This is a genomic window from Oryzophilus luti (assembly GCF_059726245.1).
Genome location: NZ_AP040874.1, coordinates 2,436,317 through 2,457,223, shown reverse-complemented (window position 1 = coordinate 2,457,223; position 20,907 = coordinate 2,436,317). Strand labels below are relative to the sequence as shown.

General features: G+C 62.4%; 15 protein-coding genes. 14 read left to right on the top strand and 1 reads right to left on the bottom strand.

Annotation, left to right across the window (positions count from 1 at the left end; genetic code table 11):
* The first annotated feature begins 477 nt into the window (after positions 1-477).
* The 12 genes from AC6IZO_RS10525 (at position 478) to AC6IZO_RS10470 (ending at position 18,351) form a co-directional block, all read left to right on the top strand.
* Positions 478-2,409 (top strand): CocE/NonD family hydrolase, encoded by a 1,932-nt coding sequence (locus tag AC6IZO_RS10525; protein WP_497809944.1) that lies wholly within the window; start codon positions 478-480, stop codon positions 2,407-2,409.
* A gap of 263 nt (positions 2,410-2,672) precedes the next feature.
* The gene (locus AC6IZO_RS10520; protein ID WP_497804753.1) at positions 2,673-3,542 is read left to right on the top strand and encodes a lipoyl(octanoyl) transferase LipB; all 870 of its coding nucleotides are present in this window, start codon (positions 2,673-2,675) and stop codon (positions 3,540-3,542) included.
* A gap of 79 nt (positions 3,543-3,621) precedes the next feature.
* Positions 3,622-6,060 (top strand): endonuclease MutS2, encoded by a 2,439-nt coding sequence (locus AC6IZO_RS10515; protein ID WP_497804752.1) that lies wholly within the window; start codon positions 3,622-3,624, stop codon positions 6,058-6,060.
* A 102-nt stretch (positions 6,061-6,162) separates the two neighbouring features.
* The gene (locus tag AC6IZO_RS10510) at positions 6,163-6,888 is read left to right on the top strand and encodes a hypothetical protein (RefSeq protein WP_497804751.1); all 726 of its coding nucleotides are present in this window, start codon (positions 6,163-6,165) and stop codon (positions 6,886-6,888) included.
* A 120-nt stretch (positions 6,889-7,008) separates the two neighbouring features.
* Complete coding sequence (locus AC6IZO_RS10505) at positions 7,009-7,596, top strand: HD domain-containing protein (protein WP_497804750.1); 588 nt, start codon at positions 7,009-7,011, stop codon at positions 7,594-7,596.
* A gap of 203 nt (positions 7,597-7,799) precedes the next feature.
* The gene (dnaG, locus tag AC6IZO_RS10500; protein WP_497804749.1) at positions 7,800-9,632 is read left to right on the top strand and encodes a DNA primase; all 1,833 of its coding nucleotides are present in this window, start codon (positions 7,800-7,802) and stop codon (positions 9,630-9,632) included.
* A gap of 336 nt (positions 9,633-9,968) precedes the next feature.
* On the top strand, positions 9,969-11,666 hold the full coding sequence (gene rpoD / locus AC6IZO_RS10495) for an RNA polymerase sigma factor RpoD (RefSeq protein ID WP_497804748.1): 1,698 nt from the start codon (positions 9,969-9,971) through the stop codon (positions 11,664-11,666).
* A gap of 1,039 nt (positions 11,667-12,705) precedes the next feature.
* Entirely contained in the window at positions 12,706-14,088 is a 1,383-nt protein-coding gene (dnaB, locus tag AC6IZO_RS10490; RefSeq protein ID WP_497804747.1) for a replicative DNA helicase, read from the top strand.
* A 197-nt stretch (positions 14,089-14,285) separates the two neighbouring features.
* Positions 14,286-15,422: an alanine racemase gene (gene alr / locus AC6IZO_RS10485; protein WP_497804746.1), complete on the top strand. Its 1,137-nt coding sequence runs from the start codon at positions 14,286-14,288 to the stop codon at positions 15,420-15,422.
* A gap of 309 nt (positions 15,423-15,731) precedes the next feature.
* Entirely contained in the window at positions 15,732-16,817 is a 1,086-nt protein-coding gene (locus tag AC6IZO_RS10480; RefSeq protein ID WP_497804745.1) for an RcgR family putative quorum lactone hydrolase, read from the top strand.
* 125 nt (positions 16,818-16,942) lie between these two features.
* Positions 16,943-17,731, top strand: a complete 789-nt coding sequence (locus tag AC6IZO_RS10475) for an enoyl-CoA hydratase/isomerase family protein (protein ID WP_497804744.1) — start codon at positions 16,943-16,945, stop codon at positions 17,729-17,731.
* Complete coding sequence (locus AC6IZO_RS10470) at positions 17,731-18,351, top strand: cation efflux transmembrane domain-containing protein (RefSeq protein ID WP_497804743.1); 621 nt, start codon at positions 17,731-17,733, stop codon at positions 18,349-18,351. The genes AC6IZO_RS10475 and AC6IZO_RS10470 overlap by 1 nt, the downstream gene beginning before the upstream one ends.
* Positions 18,352-18,433: 82 nt before the next feature.
* Here AC6IZO_RS10470 and AC6IZO_RS10465 read toward each other — a convergent pair whose 3' ends face one another.
* Entirely contained in the window at positions 18,434-18,781 is a 348-nt protein-coding gene (locus tag AC6IZO_RS10465) for a hypothetical protein (RefSeq protein WP_497804742.1), read from the bottom strand.
* 232 nt (positions 18,782-19,013) lie between these two features.
* Here AC6IZO_RS10465 and rpiB point away from each other — a divergent pair, with 232 nt between their 5' ends.
* Complete coding sequence (rpiB, locus tag AC6IZO_RS10460; protein WP_497804741.1) at positions 19,014-19,451, top strand: ribose 5-phosphate isomerase B; 438 nt, start codon at positions 19,014-19,016, stop codon at positions 19,449-19,451.
* A gap of 87 nt (positions 19,452-19,538) precedes the next feature.
* Positions 19,539-20,852 (top strand): serine hydroxymethyltransferase, encoded by a 1,314-nt coding sequence (gene glyA, locus AC6IZO_RS10455; protein WP_497804740.1) that lies wholly within the window; start codon positions 19,539-19,541, stop codon positions 20,850-20,852.
* Positions 20,853-20,907: the final 55 nt, after the last annotated feature.

Here is a 20,907-nt window from a genome sequence, read left to right as displayed (position 1 = left end):
ATGCAGATGGCGGGGTGCGGCTGGATCCCGGGCTGAAGCCCGGGGCTACCCGGCCGGCGAGAGGATCGCGGAAAAGGCGGCGCCGGTGCAGGGTGCGGTAGGTTGGGGAGCGGTCGGCGCCTCGTCGCGGTGGTGCGGAGGGTGAGCATGAAGGCAGAGGGCCGGTTCGGACGCCTGTGGGCTGGTGGGGAGAGTCTGCGTTTGAGCTGAGGCATGCATGGCGGTGATCCGTGAGATTGGAAACCAAGCCCGTCTGCGATTGGGGCGGTCGGCTCTGAGGACGGCGGGGGGAACCTGAGGAGCACGGTTTTCCGACTCCGCTCCTCCCGCAAAAGCCCGGCCGATTGTGGCAGGGCTTTTTCTTATGCAGTGCGCAGGGCGGCCCGGGGTGTGATTTAATGACGAAAATCACTTACCTGCCGCGGCCGCTGTCCATTCCGCGCATGCTTACCACAACTGCTGGAGGGGTGTTTGATCGTGAAGATCAAGGGATTGCCGTATTTATCGAAGCTGCTGTGTTGCTGTCTGCTGCTCTGGGCCGTATGTGCGCCGCTGATGGCGCAGCCGAACCGTCCGCCGCTTGAAGGCAAGGAGAAGGAACTGGCGGAGTGGATCAAGGCGAACTACACAAAGCATGAATACAAGGTGCCGATGCGCGATGGCGTGCACCTGTTCGTCTCTGTTTACGCGCCCAAGGATGCCTCGGCGACAAACACCTACCCGATCATGTTCGACCGCACGCCGTACACGGTGGCGCCCTACGGCGAGGATGAGTACAAGACCGCGCTGGGACCGAGCGAGCTGTTTGCGCGCTCCAAGTACATCTTTGTTTATGAAGACGTGCGCGGAAAGTTCATGAGCGAAGGGACGTTCGTGGACATGCGTCCTTATATTGCTGACAAGAAGAGCAGCAAGGATGTGGACGAAGCCAGCGACACCTACGACACGGTGGACTGGCTCATCAAGAACATTCCGAACAACAACGGCAATGTGGGCGTGTGGGGCATTTCGTATCCGGGGTTCTACTCGGCGATGGCGATGATTGACGCGCATCCGGCGATCAAGGCCGTCTCGCCGCAGGCACCGATCGCGGACTGGTTTATCGGCGATGACTTCCACCACAACGGCGCGCTCTACCTGCCGCACATGTTCAACTTCATGGCCACCTTCGGGCTGCCGCGCCCGGAGCCGACAACGAAGTGGGGGCCGCGCTTTGAGCACGGCACGCCGGATGGCTACAACTTCTTCCTGAACCTTGGCCCGCTGACCAACGTGGACGCCAAGTATTACCACCACAACGTTGCTTGGTGGGATGACATCATTCAGCATCCGAATTACGACGCGTGGTGGAAGGCGCGCTCGACACCGCAATTCCTGCGCAACATCAAGCCGGCAGTGCTGACGGTGGGCGGCTGGTTTGACGCTGAGGATTTGTACGGCGCGCTGCACACCTATGGCGCGGCCAACGCGCAGTCTCCGAATGGCGATGTGAAGCTGGTGATGGGGCCGTGGTGCCACGGCTGCTGGGCGCGCACGGATGGCGACCACCTGGGCAATGCGAACTTTGAGCAGAAGACCGGCGAATTCTACCGCGCGAACATTGAGCTGCCATTCTTTGAGCACTATCTGAAGGGCGCGGCCGATCCGAAGCTGCCAGAGGCGTACGTGTTCGAGACCGGCAGCAACGAGTGGAAGAAGTATGAAACGTGGCCGCCCAAAACGGCGCAGCCTGCAGCGCTCTACTTTGGCGCGAACGGCACGCTGAGCTTTACGGCTCCGAAGAGCAAGCCAGGCTTTGACGAATACGTGAGCGACCCGAAAAAGCCGGTGCCGTTCACCACGGACACGGCGATTGGCATGACGCGCGAGCACATGACCGATGACCAGCGGTTGATGGGGCGCCGCACGGACGTGCTGGTTTACCAGACGGAGCCGCTGACCGAGGAAGTGACAGTGGCTGGCCCGTTGAAGCCGGAGCTGTTTGTCTCGACCACGGGGACGGACTCGGACTTTGTGGTGAAGCTGATTGACGTTTATCCGGATGACACGCCGGACCCGGAGCCGAACCCGCGCGGCATCAAGCTGGGCGGCTACCAGCAACTGGTGCGCGGCGAGTTGTTTCGTGGGCGCTTCCGCACAAGCTATGAGAAGCCGGAAGCGTTCAAGCCGGGCGTGGCGACGAAGATTGCCTACACCATGCCGGACGTGAACCACACGTTCAAGAAGGGCCACCGCATCATGATCCAGGTGCAAAGCTCGTGGTTCCCGCTGGTGGACATCAACCCGCAGACGTTCGTGCCGAACATCTACGAGGCGAAGCCGGCGGACTTTGTGAAGGCCACCGAGCGCGTCTACTATGGCGGCGAGAAGGGCTCAAAGCTGAACGTGACAATCAATCCTGTTCAGTAGTGGCTGAAGATGTGTAGCAGAGGCCCGTGCGAATGCGCGGGCCTTTCTGCTTTGCGGTGAGAAGTCCGGCAACACTCGCGCGGAAGTAGAGGCACAACCTCAGGGGCTAAAGCCCGTAGCATTTTGCGAGGTTAATGGCACGACTGAAGTCGTGCCCTTCCCGCTGCGGAGTTCTGTGGGTTTGCCGGTAGAGGAGATGCGCAGGCTTGCGGCACCGGGCATGAATCGAAGCGTGCGGCGTATCATCAGATCGAAGAGGAAGAATGATCTCCGTACTTGATCTCGGGATGTGCGACTACGGCACGGCGCTGCGGCTGCAGGAGCGGCTGGTGGAACTGCGCAAGGCGAACCGCATTGGCAACGTGCTGCTGTTGCTGGAGCACACGCCGGTTATCACGCTGGGGCGCAACGCGAAGGAAGCCAACATTGTGGCTCCGCGCGAGGTGCTGGAACAGCGCGGCGTGGAGATCTTCGAGATCAACCGCGGCGGCGACGTTACCTTTCACGGGCCGGGCCAACTGGTGGCCTATCCGATCTTCAACCTGCTGCAATTTGTGCCGAGAGTCGGCGTGGTGGAGTTTGTGCGGCGGCTGGAGGAAGTGCTGATCCACGTCTGCGGGCAATACCGGCTGGAGATGCAACGCATCAAGGGGCTGACCGGCGTGTGGACCTTTCCGACACCGCCACCGCGACTGGTGCGGCGCGAGATGGGACGGGATTGGGCCGCGGAAGAATCGCGTTCTGTGCCGCCGCCCGATGCCGGAGGCACCCAGCAGAAACCGCAGGAGCGCAAGGTGGCGGCGATTGGCGTGCATGTTTCGCGCGGCGTGACCTCGCACGGATTTGCGCTGAACGTGACGACCGATCTCGACTTCTTCAAGCTGATTGTGCCGTGCGGGCTGACCAAGCCGGTGACCTCGATTGAGTTCGAGAGCGGCGAGCGCCCAGAGATGGATGAAGTAAAGAAGCAGGCGGTGAAGGCGTTTGGCGACGTCTTCCAGCAACAGGTGTTGTGGCTGGAGTCGCTGGACGACCTGCTGGCAACCGTTGCCGAGCCCGAGCCGCAGGACACACCCGCCCGCGCGCCGGAAGAGTTGCGGCGGCTTCGCGAAGAAGACACCCACCTGGCGTAATTCGCAAGTGTCCTCAACATAAGTTGCGCCATACGCTCGCAGTGCGCAGCGAAGCAAATCTCCGTTGTATCCTTAGTCGATGCCGGAAGCATTACAACAGACGAGTGCGCGCGAGCTGGAGTTTGACCGGCTGCGCGAGATTGTGCGCGGGTATTGCCAGTCTCCGCTGGGCAAGAGCCGCGTGGATGCCGTGGAGCCGACAGCCGACCGTGCGTGGCTGGAACTGCAGCAGCAGCTCACGAACGAGTTGCGCGGATTCCTGCGCGCGGGCGCGAGGTTCGACTTCAGCGGGCTGAACGATCCGGGTGAGATGCTGGCGAAGTCGCGCATCCAGGGCGCAACGCTGGAAGCCGAAGAGCTACGCGAGATTCTCATCGTGGCCGGACGGGCCGTGGAGTGGCGCGAGATTGTGCTGCATCCTTCGGCGGAGATGAAGGACGGCTGGCCCGCAATTGAAGCGCTTTCGGCGGACGTTGAAGATTTCTCCGCGCTGCTTGGGTACTTCAAGGGCAAGCTGCTGCCGGACGGTACGCTCGATGATCATGCGTCGCCGGCTCTGGCCTCGATACGGCGCGAGATCGAACGGCAGCGGCGGTCGATTCAGGAGTCTCTGCGCAGCTACCTGCGGAAGTTGAGCGAGGGCGGCGTGGTACGCGACGAGTTGATCACCATCCGCGGCGAGCGCTTCGTCATCCCCGTGAAGAGCGAGCAGAAGCGTCGCGTGCAGGGCGTGGTGCACGGAGCCAGCTCGAGCGGGCAGACTGTCTTTGTCGAGCCCATTGAGACCATTGAGCAGAACAACGAACTGGTGCGGCTGCTGGAAGAAGAGCAGGCGGAGATCTTCCGTATTCTGACGGAAATGACGCGCCGCATCGGCGCCGAGAGCGTGGCGTTGGCGCGCGCGGTGGAGGTGCTGGCCGAGCTTGAGCTGCAGATGGCCAAGGCGCGCTACGCGGAGGACTACAACTGCACGGCCGTGAAGTTCCTGGCCGACGGTGCGGCGGATTCGATCATCCTGCGCAACGCGCGGCACCCGGTGCTGGAGCGCAACCTGCGCGCGCGTGGCGGGCATGCGGTTCCCATGACGCTGGAGATGACGCGCGACCAGCGGCAGCTCATCATCAGCGGCCCGAACACGGGCGGCAAAACGGTGGGGCTGAAGACTTCTGGCATTCTGGCCCTGATGGCGCAGACGGGCATTCCGGTTCCGGCCGACCGCGCGGAGCTGCCGATCTTTGATGCCGTGCTGGCCGACATCGGCGACTACCAGTCGATTGAGCAGAACCTGTCGACGTTCTCGGCGCATGTGACGAACATCGACCGCATCTCGCATACAGCCACCGCACATTCGCTGGTGCTGCTGGACGAACTAGGCTCGGCGACGGACCCGGAAGAAGGCTCGGCGCTGGCGGTCTCGATTGCCGAATACTTTTTGAAGGCCGGCGCGCTGAGTTTGATCTCCACGCACCACACCTCGCTGAAGGTTTACGCGGCGAACACGCCGGGCGTGGTGAATGCCGCAGTCGGTTTTGACGAGAACACGCTGGCGCCAACGTATGAATTGCGCGTGGGCGTGCCAGGCGCGAGCGCGGGCATCAACATTGCGCAGCGGCTGGGCATGAATCGCTCGATTGTTGCGGCGGCGCGCGAACGGCTGAGCACGCAGACGCAGGATGTGGCGCGCTTTCTCGACCGGCTGCATCAGCAGTTGCGTGAAGTGGAGACCGAGCGCAACGAGCTGCATCTCCGCGAGGCAGAGGTCAAGCGCGAGAAGCAGAGGCTGGAGCAGGAGGGCCTGCGCGAGCAGCGCGACAAGATCCGCGAGCTGGAAAAGAAGCTGGACAGCCTGCTGCGCGACCTTGAATACCACGCGCGCGAGGCGGTGAACGCCGTGCAGGACCGCGCTGCGCAGACCAAGCTGAGCAAGGATGCCGAACGGCGCATGGCCAAGGCGCGGCGTGAGTTTCGCGAGCAGTTCAACCAGGCGGTGGTGGCGCACACGACCGGCTCGGACCGCGAGGACCCGAATGCGCGCCCGCACGTGGTGCCCAGGGTGAGCGAGGGCGACACCGTGCAGTTGAAGTCGCTGGGGCGCACGGCGCGGGTGGCGCGCAAGCTCGAAGGCGAGATGCTGGAGGTTGAGGCCGGGCCGATGAAGATGCGCGTGCCGCTGGACGACGTGGCGGCGGTGATCGCGCGCGCGGCCAACAACCCGGTGGCGGCGGCGCGTCAGAAGGGCATCAGTGTGCGGCTGAAGAACGAGGACGACACGGTGGCCAGCGAGATCAACGTGATTGGCAAGACCGTGGACGAGGCCACCAGCGAGGTGGAGAAGTTCCTGGACCGCGCATTTCTGGCGGGCCTGAGCCGAGTGCGCATCGTGCATGGCTCGGGCATGGGCATTCTGCGGCGGGCGTTGCGGCAGTACCTGCGCGAGCATCCGCAGGTGGCCAACGTGACCGAGCCACCGCATAAGGAAGGTGGCGGCGGCGTGACCGAGGCGGAACTGAAAGTCTAGCGGCTGCCGGGCGGCCATCGCATGGAGTGACACGGGAGTAACTATGCCCGCCGGGCGGGCTGCGGTAGAGTCAGACAGAGGATCGCGGGCGAAGAAGACGACATGGATAAAGCAAAGATCATTTTGATTGTGGTGGTGTTGCTGCTGGTGGCTGCCGGCGTGGGGTTGAGCCAGTACAAGGCGTATGAGGCGCAGACGCAGCTGGGCAGCGTTCAGATTTATTGGAACGAGACGCAGGCGGTGGCGACGGTTTCCACCACGCTGCAGATGCGCGAGCAGAGCTACCTGCACAAGCTGCTGGCGAAGGCCAGCATCGTGCCGGAAACGCCGATGACGAAGGAATCCGGACTGGCGACGGTCTACACCTTTGCGGGCAGTTCGTGGACGCCTGCGCGCGTGCCGGGCTTGGCAAAGGCCCCCGCGCGCTTTGATCTGTGGCCGTTCAACGGCACCTTCTACACCATGGAAGAAGGCAACAAGATTCGCGAGTGGAACGGCAAAACGCTGGTTCCAGCCAAAGCGGAGCAGACCACCGAATTACGTCGCGTCTTCCCCGCGCTGCCGGAGTATTACGCCGTGGCCGGCGACAAGGGCAGCAAGCAGCCGTGGGCCGTGGTGATTGACCCGGTGACGCTCACCGAGTGGCACGCCTACCAGAACCTGGCGACGGCCAAGGCTGGCAACATGCCGTTCACGGTGGGTGGCAAGGAGCTGACGCTGAAGGTGCAGCGCTCGCCGGAGCCGACGCTGACCATCACCGGCAACGGGCAGACGGTGCATCTGTGGGACGCGACGATGAGCACCAAGACCGAAGGCTCGCGCTTCTAGACCCACGAAAGAAATAGAAATCAAAGGCCGTCCGGCGGATGCGGGCGGCCTTTTTGCTTGGTTGCAACGTGGCGGCGGTTCGCGCGTCCCGGGCGCTGGCGTTACACTGGCGGGATGGAAATGAATCCGTTGGCGCAACAGCTTGCCTTCATCGTGGAAATCGACAAACTCAAGTCCATCTTCCGGCAGACGCTGCTGATCGACCGCACGCGCCGGGAGAACTCGGCAGAGCACTCCTGGCACCTGGCCGTGATGGCGGCCCTGCTGGAGCAGTATGCGGCCGAGCCGGTGAACGTGAGCCGCGTGATGAAGATGGTGCTGGTGCATGACATGGTGGAGATCGACGCGGGCGACACGTTCGCCTACGATGCCGCCGGATACACCGACAAGGACGAGCGCGAACAGAAGGCCGCCGAACGCATCTTTGGCCTGCTGCCCAATGGACAGGGAGACGAATTGCGCGCGCTGTGGGATGAGTTTGAAGAGCGCGCGACGGCCGATTCTCGCTATGCCAACGCGCTCGACCGCATGCAGCCGCTGCTCAATAACTGGCACACGGAGGGCGGCACCTGGCGAATCCACAAGGTGCGGCGCTCGCAGGTGTACAAGCGTATGGACCCGGTGCGCACGGCAACGCCCGAGCTGTGGGCGGTGGTGACCAACATCATCGAGCAAAGTTTTGCGAAGGGCTGGATTCAGGGCGAGTAGCCCTTAGCGCGCAGCCGGAGGTTACAGCGTGGCAGGTAGTTAGCCGCGATATTGACAGGTTTTCCACGCGCGGAGCATCGAAAACGGTGCAGCCGCCGGGCGCGCGCGTGAGGCACACTAGAGCATTGCAGGAGCAGGCCGCTCCGAATCAGTTCCGAAGAACGAGGCAGCATACGGCAAACCAGGGCGATTTCTCGTACACGGTGAAGCAGCAGGCCGACATCGTCAAGATTGTTGGCGAATACGTGCAGCTGCGCCGTTCGGGTGCACAGAATTTCCAGGGACTGTGCCCCTTCCACAACGAGAAGTCACCATCGTTCAGCGTGCATGCCTCGCGGCAGTTCTTCCATTGCTTTGGCTGCGGAGTCTCCGGCGACGTCTTCAGCTTCGTGCAGAAGATCGAGAACGTCACCTTTCCGGAAGCGGTTCGCATTGTGGCGCAGAAGCTTGGCATGGAGATGCCGAAGGTGCAATTCAGCTCTCCGGAAGAAGCACGCGAAGCCAAGATGCGCGGCGCGCTGCTGGACCTGCACGAACTGGCCTGCCAGTTCTTCCAGCAGCAGTTGATGAGGCCGGAAGCTGCGCATGCGCGCGAATACCTGAAAGGACGCGGACTCGACGAAGCAGCCATCAAGCTGTTCCGCATCGGCTTTGCACCGGAATCGGGCTTCCTGCTGCGCGACCGCCTGAAGAACGAGGCCAGCGAGGAGTTGCTGCGCGAGAGCGGCCTGTTCAGTTGGAAGGATCGCGGCGAAGAGCACAGCAAGGCTTCGAGCGCGGCGCTGTATTCAAAGTTCCGCAACCGCGTCACGTTCCCCATCTGCAACGAGCAGGGCAAGGTCATCGCCTTCACGGCGCGCACGCTCTCCACCGACGAAAAGGCCGGGCCGAAGTATTTGAATTCGCCGGAGACGCCGATCTATTCCAAGTCGCGCGTGCTCTTCAACCTGAACCTGGCGAAAGAAGCGATCCGCAAACTTGGCTACATCATCCTGGTTGAAGGCCAGATGGATTGCATCAGCGTATTCAACGCGGGTCTGCACAACGTGGTGGCCTCCAGCGGCACGGCGTTCACGGAGATTCAGGCAAAGCTGCTGGGGCGGCTCAGCAAGAACATTGTGGTCAACTTTGATCCGGACACGGCGGGCGCTTCGGCAGCAGAGCGGTCGCTGGCCATGCTGGTGAGCGAAGAGTTTCAGGTGCGCATTCTGACCTTGGAGCAGGGCTTTGACCCCGACCTGTACGTGCGCAAGAAGGGCGGCGACGGCTACAAGGCCGCCCTGCGTGGAGCCGTGCCGTATTTTGATTTTCTGGTGGACCGTGCGAGCAAGCAGTTTGCGGTGCGCACGCCGGAGGGCAAAGCCAAGGCCGTTGCCTACCTGACGCCCCACCTGCACCGCGTGCCGAACCGCATCGTGCGCGAGGAACTGACGACCAACCTGGCGCAACGTCTGCATATCGACCCCGATCTGTTGCGTCAGGAGATGCGCCATGCCAGCGCCGGCGAGAAGAAGCAGATTGCCGTGCGTTCGCATGTGCCACGCCGGCCGGAGATTACCGACGATGAGCGCATTCTGCTGCGCGCTCTGGCGGGCGGGGAACTGGTGACGGCCCCCGACGAGAACGGCAACAACGTGACCTACGCGGCCGCCGATCAGGTTCACTATTCGCTGCGCTCCGAACCCTTGCACGAGAGCCTGGGAACGGCGGAGCTGATTGAGAAGCTGCTGAAGGCTTTTGAGCAGCAGATTGATCCTCTGGAGGCCGATCTAACCGAGGCCGAGCGCACGCTGGTGCACCGCGTTCTGCTCGACCAGGTGCAGGCACCGCTCTCCTCGGAACTGCTGCAGAACACTATCGAGGCCCTTCGGATTCCTCACTGGGAGACGCGGAAAAAGCAGATTACGCGGGAGATGGAGCAGGCAGTTCTGTCAGGCGACCGCGAGGCCATGCTGCGCTCACAGGCCGGATTGAAAGAGGCGGACTCGCATCTGCGCGATCATCTGGTGTTCAAGGCCGTTAAATTTGGTCGCTAGGCTGAATTTTTCGGAAAATCTGGATTAAAAACACCTGATGTGGCGTAATTGACACGCTCCCTGCGTCTTGTCCCCGTCTAACTTATTGATAAGCAATTGAATCGCCAACTTTTATTCAAAAGAAGGCGATTTCAGGGAAACTATTTCGCCGATAATTGCTCTATATATGTGGGGCGTAACTCCGGCGATCAGGGAGAGGTGTGCTCGTTTGGCTGGAAAAGCCATGCAACGGGCTGATAAAATACGAAAGTTTCTGCCTCTGCCGGCAACAGTGTTGCCGCTCCCGCCGCAGTGCGCAATTTTATTGGCAGCCGCATAGGCGCCACACAAAGGGATTTGAGTTTGGCTCTCGACGAAAAGTACGACGATATTCAGAAGTTGATTGATACGGGCAAGGAGAAGGGGTACCTGACCTACGATCAGGTCAACGACCTCATCCCCAACGATATCAGCTCGCCCGATGACCTCGAAGGCCTGCTCGACATGATTGGCTCGCAGGGTATCAACCTGCTGGAGGACTCGAAGCTGCCCTCGGAGGGCAAGTTCGAGAAAGACCTCGAGGCGGGCGAGGATGTTGAGCTGGATCTGACCCCCGGCGCGTTGGAAAAGACCAACGATCCGGTGCGCATGTATCTGCGGGAAATGGGCACGGTACCGCTGCTGACGCGCGAAGGCGAAGTGGAAATCGCCAAGCGCATTGAGCGCGGACAACTGCGTGTGCTCAAGGCACTGTCGCGTTCCACCATCGTGATCCGCGAAGTGCTGGCGATCGGCGACGACGTCCGGCGCGGCGTGCGCTCGGTGAAGGAAGTGGTGGTCTTCGACGAAGAAGAGATCACCGAGGACGTGCTGCAGAACCGTCAGAAGGACGTTCTGGGCAAGGTTGACGAGCTGGCCAAGCATTACAAGAAGGCGCAGCAATTGCTCGTCAAGCTGCTGGAGATTCCTTCCAAGGACAAGAAGCGGGCGCGCGAGTATCGCAAGCACCGCTGGGCCACCGGCCGCGCGCAGGTGCAGGTCAGCCGCTGCATCCGCAACTTCGGCTTCACCAACACGGAGCGCAAGCGCCTCATCGAGCGTGTGAACAAGACGGTCGAGAACATGAAGGCGCTCGACCGCCAGGTGCAGAACCTGGAAAAGCGCTGCGACCTGCTGAAGAACGAAGAGCAGAAGAAGGAACTGCGCAAGCAGGTCCGCACGCTGCGCACGGACATGGAGCGCATCGAGCAGGAAGCCGGTGCGAACTTCACGGACCTGAAGCGCACGCAGCGCGAGATCATCCAGGGCGACATGGACGCCGAGCACGCCAAGCGCGAGCTCATTGAGGCGAACCTGCGACTGGTGGTTTCCATTGCGAAGAAGTACACCAACCGTGGCCTGCAGTTCCTCGACCTGATTCAGGAAGGCAACATCGGCCTGATGAAGGCCGTGGATAAGTTCGAATACCGGCGCGGCTACAAGTTCTCGACCTATGCGACGTGGTGGATTCGTCAGGCCATCACGCGCGCCATCGCCGACCAGGCACGCACCATCCGTATTCCGGTGCACATGATCGAGACGATCAACAAGCTGATCCGCACCTCGCGCCAACTGGTGCAGGAGCTAGGCCGCGAGCCAACCAGCGAAGAGATCGCCAAGCGCATGGACATCCCGGTGGCGAAGGTGCGCAAGGTACTGAAGATCGCGCAGGAGCCGATCTCGCTGGAAACGCCGATCGGCGAGGAAGAAGATTCGCATCTTGGCGACTTCATCGAGGACCGCGCGGTGGTTTCACCGGCCGAAGCCGTCATCAACGTGAACCTGAAGGAGCAGACGGCGCAGGTGCTGCGCACGCTTACTCCGCGCGAAGAGAAGGTCATCAAGATGCGCTTCGGGCTGGAGGACGGCAGCGAGCACACGCTGGAAGAAGTTGGCCAGTCATTCGCCGTCACCCGCGAACGCATCCGCCAGATCGAGGCCAAAGCGCTCCGCAAGCTGCGCCACCCCTCGCGCTCGCGCAAGCTGCGCGCCTTCATGGACGGCGTGCACGACTAATCCGCCCGCAACCGGCAGCGCACACGCGTTCACCGGCGGCAAGGCGCACATGCCATCGTAAGATAAAAGGCAGGGCTTCGGCCCTGCCTCTTTTCATGTGCAAATACGTGGTTCGGGACGCGATTTCCACAGGCCCTCACAGGAAAGCCGCGATGCCCACAGGATAGCCACAGCGGGGCGGGGCTTCACGCTTGAAGCCGTGCCGGGGGCGTTGCATTCTGCCAATAACGCGACGGTGAAACCTGCCGCGCGTGGTGCTTCCCGGAGACGGGAGCGCCGAGGCAAGGGGCTTCCGGCCATGCGGGCCGGATGCGGGCCGGTGAACCTGGGACGGGCCATGCGTCCACTGCTTTGCAACCTGCGTGCTATGCGCGCCGGGAGCGGGCGGAACGCGACGCAAGCTCGAATGAGGTTCGCACAAACAGCGGTGCACTGACCATGCGGGAAACCGCAGGGCGTGAGCGCCGGGGCCGGCGCAACTGCGGCGCGGAGATCGCGACCAGGACCCTTTGCCGGGCGCAACTTGCGGGCGGAGCTTGCAGGTGGCGCCTGCCTTGGCAACAGGCGGCGCAAACAGTCTTCGGAAGGGGAACCCGGCTGCGATGCTGGCCTGCCAGCACGCATCGTGGAGCAGGCGCAAGGGCGAAGCAATTCGCCGGAGCGCAGGCACGCTGAGCGGAGCGATCCGCGCGGCGGCGGGGCACTCCCAGTTTCCGCAATACGGCGGCGGAGATGAGTCATCCACGCAGACAGGAATCACCCGAACCGGGCCCGGAGTGCGCGGCTGGCGCCTCCGGGCCCAAACTGTCTTTCATGGCAGTTTCCTGTGAAATGGCGGAACAGCAGATCCTTCGCCGCCCAGCAAGCGGGCTTCGCAGGATGACGCAGTAGGATGGATCAATGTGCGGACGCAGTGCATGAACAACGGCGATGCGCATGCTTATTTTGTTCGTCGTAACCAATTTTAGAGATTGTCCATTCAGGGGTTTTATCCGCAGCTTGGCTCACTGATCGCTAAGCGCTAGCATTGAAAGTAGTGATGGCAACTATTGACCAGACATCTCTAGAGCGCGGGCTGCCGGCGTCACCAGACGCGGAGCGGTCGATTCTCGGCGCGATTCTGCTGGACAACGATCTGGCGACCGAGGCGACGCGCGATCTTCAGCCCGACCACTTCTCGCTGGATGCGCACCGGCGCATCTTCGCGCGCATGTGCGCGCTGCATGAAGAAGCCCGCCCGATCGACCAGATCACGCTGCTTGACGAGCTGAACCGCCACAAGGAACTGGAGGCGGTCGGCGGCGTTTCCTATTTGGTTTCGCTTACGGACGGCGTTCCGCGCCGCACCTCCATCGAGCATTACATCCGCATCGTTCGCGATAAAGCGCTGATGCGCAGTCTCATCAACGTGGCCAACGGCGTGATGTCGCAGGCCATGGATGGCGCCGATCCTGCGGCCGAAGTGCTGGACGCGGCCGAGCAGGCCATCCTGAAGGTGAGCGACGAGCGCGGCGGACAGCAGTTGATGAACCTGCAGGAAGTTGCTCTGCGCAGCTTCGGCGGGAACATTGAAAAACTGTTCGAGCGCGGTGGCCGTGTCACCGGGCTGGAGACGTATTTCGCCGACCTTGACGAAATGACAAGCGGCCTGCAGAAGCAGGAATTAATCATCATCGCCGCCCGTCCGTCGATGGGCAAAACGGCATTCGCCATCAACATTGCGGAAAACGCCGCAGTGCAGGGAACGAAGAAGGTGGCGATCTTCTCGCTGGAAATGTCGGGCGAGGCGCTGTTGCACCGCATGTTGTGCTCGCAGGCACGGGTGGACAGCCACAAGCTGCGCACGGGCTTTTTGAGCAAGGAAGATCGCGGCAAGATGGCCGGAGCGCTCGACGCGCTGATGTCGGCGCCAATGTACATTGACGATACGCCGGGCATCTCGCTGACCGAGTTGCGCTCGAAGGCGCGGCGCATGAAGCAGACGGTCGGGTTGGACCTGATCGTGATCGACTACCTGCAGTTGATGTCTGCCAGCGCACCCGGCGGACGCCGCTATGAAAACCGCACGCAGGAAGTGTCGGCCATTTCGCGAGGCCTGAAGGCCATCGCCAAGGAATTGGAAGTGCCAGTCATCGCACTGTCACAGCTCAGCCGCGCCACGGAAACGCGCGGCAGCGGCAAAGAATCGGAGCCGAAGCTGAGTGATCTGCGTGAATCGGGCTCGATCGAGCAGGACGCCGATGTCGTCATGTTCCTCTACCGTCCGGAGTACTACAACCGCAACGATCCGGATCTTGAGGGCAAGGCCAAGTTGATCATCGCCAAGCAACGTAACGGCCCGACGGACACGGTGCAGTTGGCGTTTATCAAGGCCTCCACCAGGTTTGAGACCTTGAACCGCGCGGACTGGCTGAAGGATTAACTGGCGACAACTTGAAGATTGCGAGCGCGGGCGCGAAGGCGTCCGCGTTTTGCTTGCGCTGAAATGCGTGCAGCGAAGGCCGTGCTGGCTGTGGACTTCGCTGGTTCGCCGGGCTTGCACCGCAGGCTGGGATTTATAATAGTGGTCGCGGTTTTCTCAGGAAGTCTATCTTGTCATCCAATCAACAGAAGTTTTCGATGCGTACGCGGCCCAACTGGGCCGAGGTTTCGCTCTCGCGTCTGGAGAGCAATTACAAAGCGGTGGCGGAGCATGTCGGCCCAAACGTGACCGTCTGCTCGGTCATCAAGTGCGACGCCTACGGACACGGCGTGATGGAGTGCGCGCGCGCGCTGGAGCGTGCCGGCGGCACCTGGCTCGGCGTTACGTCGACGGAAGAAGGCTTGGCGGTGCGCGATGCGGGCGTGAAGACGCGCATCCTCATCATGACCGGCTTCTGGCGCGGCGAGGAAGATGCCGTGGTGCGTTACAACATGACGCCTGCCATCGCCTCGTTCGAGCACATCATCGCCCTGGAGCGCGCGGCGCAGGCGCTCAAGCGCCCCAAGCACAGCATTCCTGTTCACCTGAAGCTCGACACCGGCATGTCGCGCCTTGGCATACAGTTTCACGAATTGCCGGGCTTTCTGGCGCGGCTGAAGCAGTCGGAGTACGTCATGCTGGAAGGCGTCTTCAGTCACCTGGCTTCGGCCGAGGTGCTGAACGCGCCCGACGCGGTGGCGCAGGTGAAGTGCTTCGAGGATTGCCTCAAGACGATCCACGACGAGGGCTTTACGCCGCGTTACGCGCACCTGGCCAACACCGGCGCGGTCGAAGCGCGTCCGGAGATCTGGCACCAGATGGTGCGCCCCGGCCTGCTGCTCTACGGCTACAACCTCCCCTGCGAAGGGCCCGGTGCCGAAAAGATTGTGCTGCCGGTGGAGCCGGTGCTGAGCTGGAAGTCGCGCATCATTGCCATGCGCGATATTCCCGAAGGCCGCGCCGTGGGCTACAACGGCCGCTGGAAGGCTCCGCGTGCAACGCGGCTGGCGGCCATCGCCGTGGGTTATGGTGACGGCTTTACGCGCCACCTGAGCAACCGAGGGCGGGTCATCATTCGCGACCACTATGCGCCCATCCGCGGCAACGTGGCCATGGACTTGACCATGGTCGACGTCACGGACATTCCGCACGCCGCCATCGGCGACGAGGTGGTGCTGATCGGCGAGAGTGAGCACTGCCATGTAAGTGCCGAGGAACACGCCGAGGCCGCTGGAACCATCGTGTACGAGATTCTCTGCGGTCTCTCGCCGCGCGTGCCGAGAATCTACGTGTAGCGACCCGCGCGTATCCTGCTCGCAGTTTCCAAGGGCGAGACAGGGAAGTTATAGGTTAAAAACTTTATGCCCCACGTACACCGGTCTCTGGCGGACGTGGGGCTTTCGCTTTCAGGCCGCTCTGTTCACCGCGCGCCCGTCCACCTTCGCCCCGCGGTTTGCGCCTTTTGCTGAACATTGAATTTCACGCCCGCCGCCCTTTGTTATGATTTTCTTGGATTCTTCCGACTTTTATGTAAAGGACTGAGAGAGCACGTGGGCGCGATGTTGCGGCGGTACGCAAGCTGGATGAATGACTGGGAATACCGTTTGACGACGCGGGACACCAACCGCATTGTGCGTCCGTTTGAGTGGGGTTTTGAGTGGCTGAAGGGCTTTGACTTCGCCGCCGGACAGAACCCGCCATCGGACGACCCTAAGACGCAGCGCGAGCACTTCTTCCGCCTCAACCGCGAGATTGTCGAGCGTAGCGACGAGTTCTACGGCTACCAGAAGCCGACCGATTTCCGCCTCGAAGAGCAGCCCATCAAGGTTCACCAGACTGGCAGCAACCCCGACCCCAAGCTCGACAAGAAGTACGAAGGCAAGGTGGGCACATTCCTGCGCTTCAGCTCTCCCATCAAGAGCGGCTTCCCGGAAAACGACATGGTCAACGCGCGTTGGTTCCCGGCGAAGAAGAAGACAAAGAAGGCCATCATCATCGTGCCGCAGTGGAATTCGGATGCCATCAGCCACAACGGGCTGGGCGTGCTGTTCAACCTGCTCGGGGTCTCGGCCCTGCGGCTCTCCATGCCGTACCATGACGTGCGCCGCCCGAACGGCATCACGCGCGCGGATTATGCAGTCAGCTCGAACCTTGGGCGCACCATCCACGCCACGCGGCAGGGTGTGGTCGATATCCGCTGCTGCCTCGACTGGCTGGAGGAGCAGGGCTACACGGAGCTGGGCGTGCTCGGCACCAGCCTCGGCTCGTGCCTGGCGTTCGTCGCCAGCGCGCATGACCCGCGCCTGAGCGTGAACATCTTCAACCATGCCTCCACCTACTTTGGCGACGTGGTGTGGACGGGCCAGTCGACGCGTCACATCCGCGAGGCCGTGGAGGAGAAGATGACGCAGGACGAGTTGCGCGACGCGCTGCTCGGCATCAGCCCCATGGTTTTCTTCGACAAATACGAGCGCTGGAAGAAGAAGTCGCTGATGATCTACACGCAGTACGACCAGACCTTCCTGCCGGAATTCAGCCGCGAGATTGCCGCCGAGTTCCGCCGCCGCGGCACGGCCACCAAGGTCAAGTCACTGCCCTGCGGGCATTACACGCTGGGCGAGACACCGTACAAGTACATGGACGCCTGGCATATCTGCCGCTTCGTCGGATCGGCGTTCTCGGAAGGATAGAGTTCAGCATCCCAGGCGAGTGCCGAACGCCGGTATGAACCTGGGGCTCCAGGCTGGTCCTTCGTCACCCGGGGAGCGCGGGCTTCTGCTTGTTCCGGCGTGTGGTTTCAGAGCATAATCCGGGCATGGCCAGCACTCCTGAACTCGGACCGCTCCACTACCTGCTTTTTGAAACCGTGCAGTCGGTGGCGCACATCACGCTCAACCACCCGCCTTACAATCTGCTGACGGTTCCGCTGATGAAGGAGCTTACCAGCGTCATTGACAGCCTGAATGGCCGCAATGACGTGAAGTGCCTGCTGCTGGATAGCTCGCAGCAGGTCTTCTCCTACGGCATCTCACGCGAGGACTCGCGCTCGGAACGTGTCTTTCAGACGCTCGATGCATTCAACGAGATCTTCCGCGCCATCACCGATACCTCCAAGCCCATGCTGGTGGCCGTCGACGGCCAGGCCGTGGGCACCGGCTGCGAACTGGTCGCCTTCGGAGACATGATCATCGCCACGCCGCGCGCGCAGTTCGCGCAGCCGGAGGTGAGGCTCGGCATCTTCCCGCCGTTTGCCTCGGTCATGCTGCCGGCCGTCATCGGGCCCAAGCGCACCTACGAAATGATTTTGACCGGCGAGCCACTGACGGCGAAGGAAGCCAAAGACCTTGGTTTCGTAAACAAAGTGGTGCCGGAAGAAGAGTTGCAGGCGACGGTGCAGAACATTCTGGCGCGCATTGTGCAGTTCAGCGGGCCGGTTCTGGAAATGACCAAGAACGCCATTTCCTCCACCATGGGCCTGCCGACACGCGAGGCCATTCGCAAGTCGCAGGACATTTACCTGAACCAGTTGATGGCCCTGGAAGACGCGCAGGAGGGCATCCGCGCCGTCTCCGAGAACCGCCGCCCGGTCTGGAGAAACAAGTAGTGAGCGATTGCTGCACGGATGGATGCCATGCGGTTCCGCGCCCGTCGCGTGAGTTGCTCTGGCTGCAGGCGGTTACGCTGTGCTGGATGGTGATTGAGTGCAGCGTGGCGCTGGCTTCAGCGTGGCGTGCGCACAGTGCGGCACTGCTGGCCTTTGGCGCGGACAGCCTGGTGGAACTGCTCTCGGCTGCCGTGGTGCTGCTGCAATACTCTCCCCGATTTGCAATCTCCCGCATGCGCGCCGCAAAGATCGCGGGTGTGCTGCTGCTGGCGCTGGCGGTAATCGTCTGCGTTGGCTCCATCCGCGCGCTGCTTGGGCATGGGGAAGCCGAGGCGAGTCTTCCGGGAATTGTAATTTCCGTGGCGGCGCTGGTGGCGATGCCCGTGCTGGCCTGGGCCAAGCGGCGTGAGGCTATGCGCAGCGGAGACCGTGCGTTGAAGGCCGATGCTGCGCAGTCGGCGACCTGTGCCTGGCTCGCGTTTGTGACCCTGGCAGGGCTGGCCGCCAATGCCTTCCTGCACTGGGCGTGGATGGATTCCGTGGCGGCGCTGGTGGCCGTGCCTCTGCTGGTGAAAGAGGCGCGCGAGGCTCTGCGCGGCGAACTCTGCGAATGCGGCTGATGCTGCGAATCAAGAGACAAGGAGCCAGGGGCGCGTCACCGCTGGCGCGCCCTGTCCTTTGATCGCCCGTGTTCGGCCGAGGTCAGCAGACGTAGCTGGATTGCGGCTCGGCGGTGAGCAGCGAGGGCGACACCGGCGGCGGATCGAGCGGTACGGCAAAGCGCAGCCACAGTCCACTGCGTGAGGTTCGCAGCACCTCCACGGTGAATGCGTTGTGCGGATTCAGTTCGAGGTAGCGCCGCATGGCCCCGGCATAGCGCTCCGGAATCACCCCGGCCAAGGTCCCGTCCAGCGTCCGCAGGCATAGCCCACAGCCTTCGCGCAGCAGATCCAGCCGCTCGCCGCGAGTAAAGCGGCGGGGCGGTTCCGTCTTGTTCTGTGGTACGCGCAACGTAAAGGTTGCGATTTCTCCGGGTCTCAATCCAGCCATAATCCTCCTGCCCGGCCGCGCGGAATTCTGCGTGCCTGCTCTCTCGAACCCTACGAACGAAATCCGCGCAACCAACAGGCGGGGGCAACAGACAAAGGTAACCAGCGGTCCAGAAGAGAACTGCCGCACGCTCAAAGAGCGCGCTCCGAGGCAGAATGGGAACGATGCTGTGCATTTGCACCATTTAGTGTGCAGCCTCGGCCTGCAGTGCAAACCGGGTTAGAATTTCAGTATGAAGATTGCACTTGGCGCAGACCACGCAGGCTACGAACTCAAGAACCAGATCAAGCAGCACCTGACCGCCGCCGGCTACGAGGTGGTGGACCACGGCACCAACGCCGCCGATTCGGTCGACTACCCGGACTTTGCCCGGCTGGTGGGCGAGGACGTGGCGGCCAAGCGGGTGGAGCGCGGCATCCTCGTTTGCGGCACTGGCATTGGCATGGCCATCACGGCCAACAAGGTTCATGGCGTAAGGGCGGCCAACATCTGCAGCGAGTTTGAGGCGCAGATGTCGCGCGAGCACAATGACTTGAATGTTCTCTGCCTGGGCGCGCGCATCCTCTCGCCGGAGAAGGCCCTGGCGCTGACCGACCTGTGGCTGAAGACGGAATTTGCCGGCGGACGCCACCAGCGCCGCGTCGACAAGATGATGGCCGCCGAGTGCTAACAGCGGCCTTCTGCCGCAATCAAGCATGGAAAACACGCCGCGAACCGGCGTAAGCTATTGGTCTGCACTTTCTTCAGGAGCTTCCCCATGTCGAATGATCCGCGTTGGCAGCCGTTGAGCGCCACTGATCCCGTCGTCGCACAAGCCATTGCTAATGAAGAGAACCGCCAGCACGGTGGCCTGGAGCTGATTGCCAGCGAGAACTTTGTGAGCCGCGCCGTGCTCGAAGCTGCCGGTTCGGTCTTCACCAACAAGTACGCGGAAGGCTACCCGGGCAAGCGCTATTACGGCGGTTGCGAGTATACCGACGTGGTGGAGAACCTGGCGCGCGACCGCGCCAAGCAACTCTTCGGCGCCGAGCACGCCAACGTGCAGCCGCACTCCGGCTCCTCGGCCAACATGGCGGCCTACGCGGCCATCATCAAGCCCGGTGACACCATCATGGGCCTGGACCTGGCGATGGGCGGCCACCTGACGCACGGGCACAAGCTCAGCTTCAGCGGCAAGACCTACAAGGTCGTCAGCTACGGCGTTACGCGCGAAACGGAAACGCTTGACTACGACGAGATGGAGCGCATTGCCGAGCGCGAAAAGCCGAAGATGATCATCGGCGGCGGCTCGGCCTACCCGCGCATTATCGACTTCGCGCGCATGCGCCAGATTGCCGACAAGGTGGGCGCCTGGTACGTGGTTGACATGGCGCACTTCAGCGGGCTGGTGGCTGGTGGCGTGCATCCTTCGCCGGTGCCGCACGCCCACATCGTCACCACCACCACGCACAAGACGTTGCGCGGCCCCCGTTCGGGCCTGATTCTCTCCAAGGCTGGCCCGTTCTATGACTGCAAGGACCTTCCGGCGGCGATCGACAAGAGCATCTTCCCCGGCTGCCAGGGCGGCCCGCTGGTGCACATTGTGGCGGCCAAGGCCGTCTGCTTCGGAGAGGCGCTGCAGCCGAGCTTCAAGCAGTACGCCGCGCAGATTGTGGCCAACGCCAAGGTAATGGCTGCCGAACTGGCAGGCGAGGGCTTCCGCATCATCAGCGGCGGCACCGATACGCACCTGATGCTGGTCGATGTCTTCAGCCAGGGCATTCTGGGCAATGAGGCGGAGAACGCGCTCGGCGAGGCCGGCATCACGGTCAACAAGAACGCCATCCCGTTCGACACCAACCCACCGCTGAAGCCGAGCGGCATCCGCGTGGGCACCCCGGCCATGACGACCCGCGGCATGAAGGAGCCTGAGATGCGGCAGATCGCGCGCTGGATCAGCGAGGCGCTGCACCATCGCAATGAGGCCGACGTGCTCAAGCGCATCCGCCGCGAGGTCTTCGAACTCTGCGAGCAGTTCCCGCTCTATCCGGAACTGCGCAAGGAGCACGCTGCCGACGCCGTGCACGCATAGGACGAGTTCCCGAAGTAGCTTTCAATAAAGAAGGCCGCCTGAGATCGCTCTGGCG

Excerpts from the sequence above, each read along its gene's own strand:
- AC6IZO_RS10465 (WP_497804742.1), bottom strand. The coding sequence starts at position 18,781 with ATGGCTGGATTGAGACCCGGAGAAATCGCAACCTTTACGTTGCGCGTA.
- AC6IZO_RS10515 (WP_497804752.1), top strand. The coding sequence starts at position 3,622 with ATGCCGGAAGCATTACAACAGACGAGTGCGCGCGAGCTGGAGTTTGAC.
- dnaB (WP_497804747.1), top strand. The coding sequence starts at position 12,706 with ATGGCAACTATTGACCAGACATCTCTAGAGCGCGGGCTGCCGGCGTCA.
- alr (WP_497804746.1), top strand. The coding sequence starts at position 14,286 with ATGCGTACGCGGCCCAACTGGGCCGAGGTTTCGCTCTCGCGTCTGGAG.
- glyA (WP_497804740.1), top strand. The coding sequence starts at position 19,539 with ATGTCGAATGATCCGCGTTGGCAGCCGTTGAGCGCCACTGATCCCGTC.
- AC6IZO_RS10505 (WP_497804750.1), top strand. The coding sequence starts at position 7,009 with ATGAATCCGTTGGCGCAACAGCTTGCCTTCATCGTGGAAATCGACAAA.
- AC6IZO_RS10520 (WP_497804753.1), top strand. The coding sequence starts at position 2,673 with ATGATCTCCGTACTTGATCTCGGGATGTGCGACTACGGCACGGCGCTG.
- rpiB (WP_497804741.1), top strand. The coding sequence starts at position 19,014 with ATGAAGATTGCACTTGGCGCAGACCACGCAGGCTACGAACTCAAGAAC.
- AC6IZO_RS10475 (WP_497804744.1), top strand. The coding sequence starts at position 16,943 with ATGGCCAGCACTCCTGAACTCGGACCGCTCCACTACCTGCTTTTTGAA.
- AC6IZO_RS10510 (WP_497804751.1), top strand. The coding sequence starts at position 6,163 with ATGGATAAAGCAAAGATCATTTTGATTGTGGTGGTGTTGCTGCTGGTG.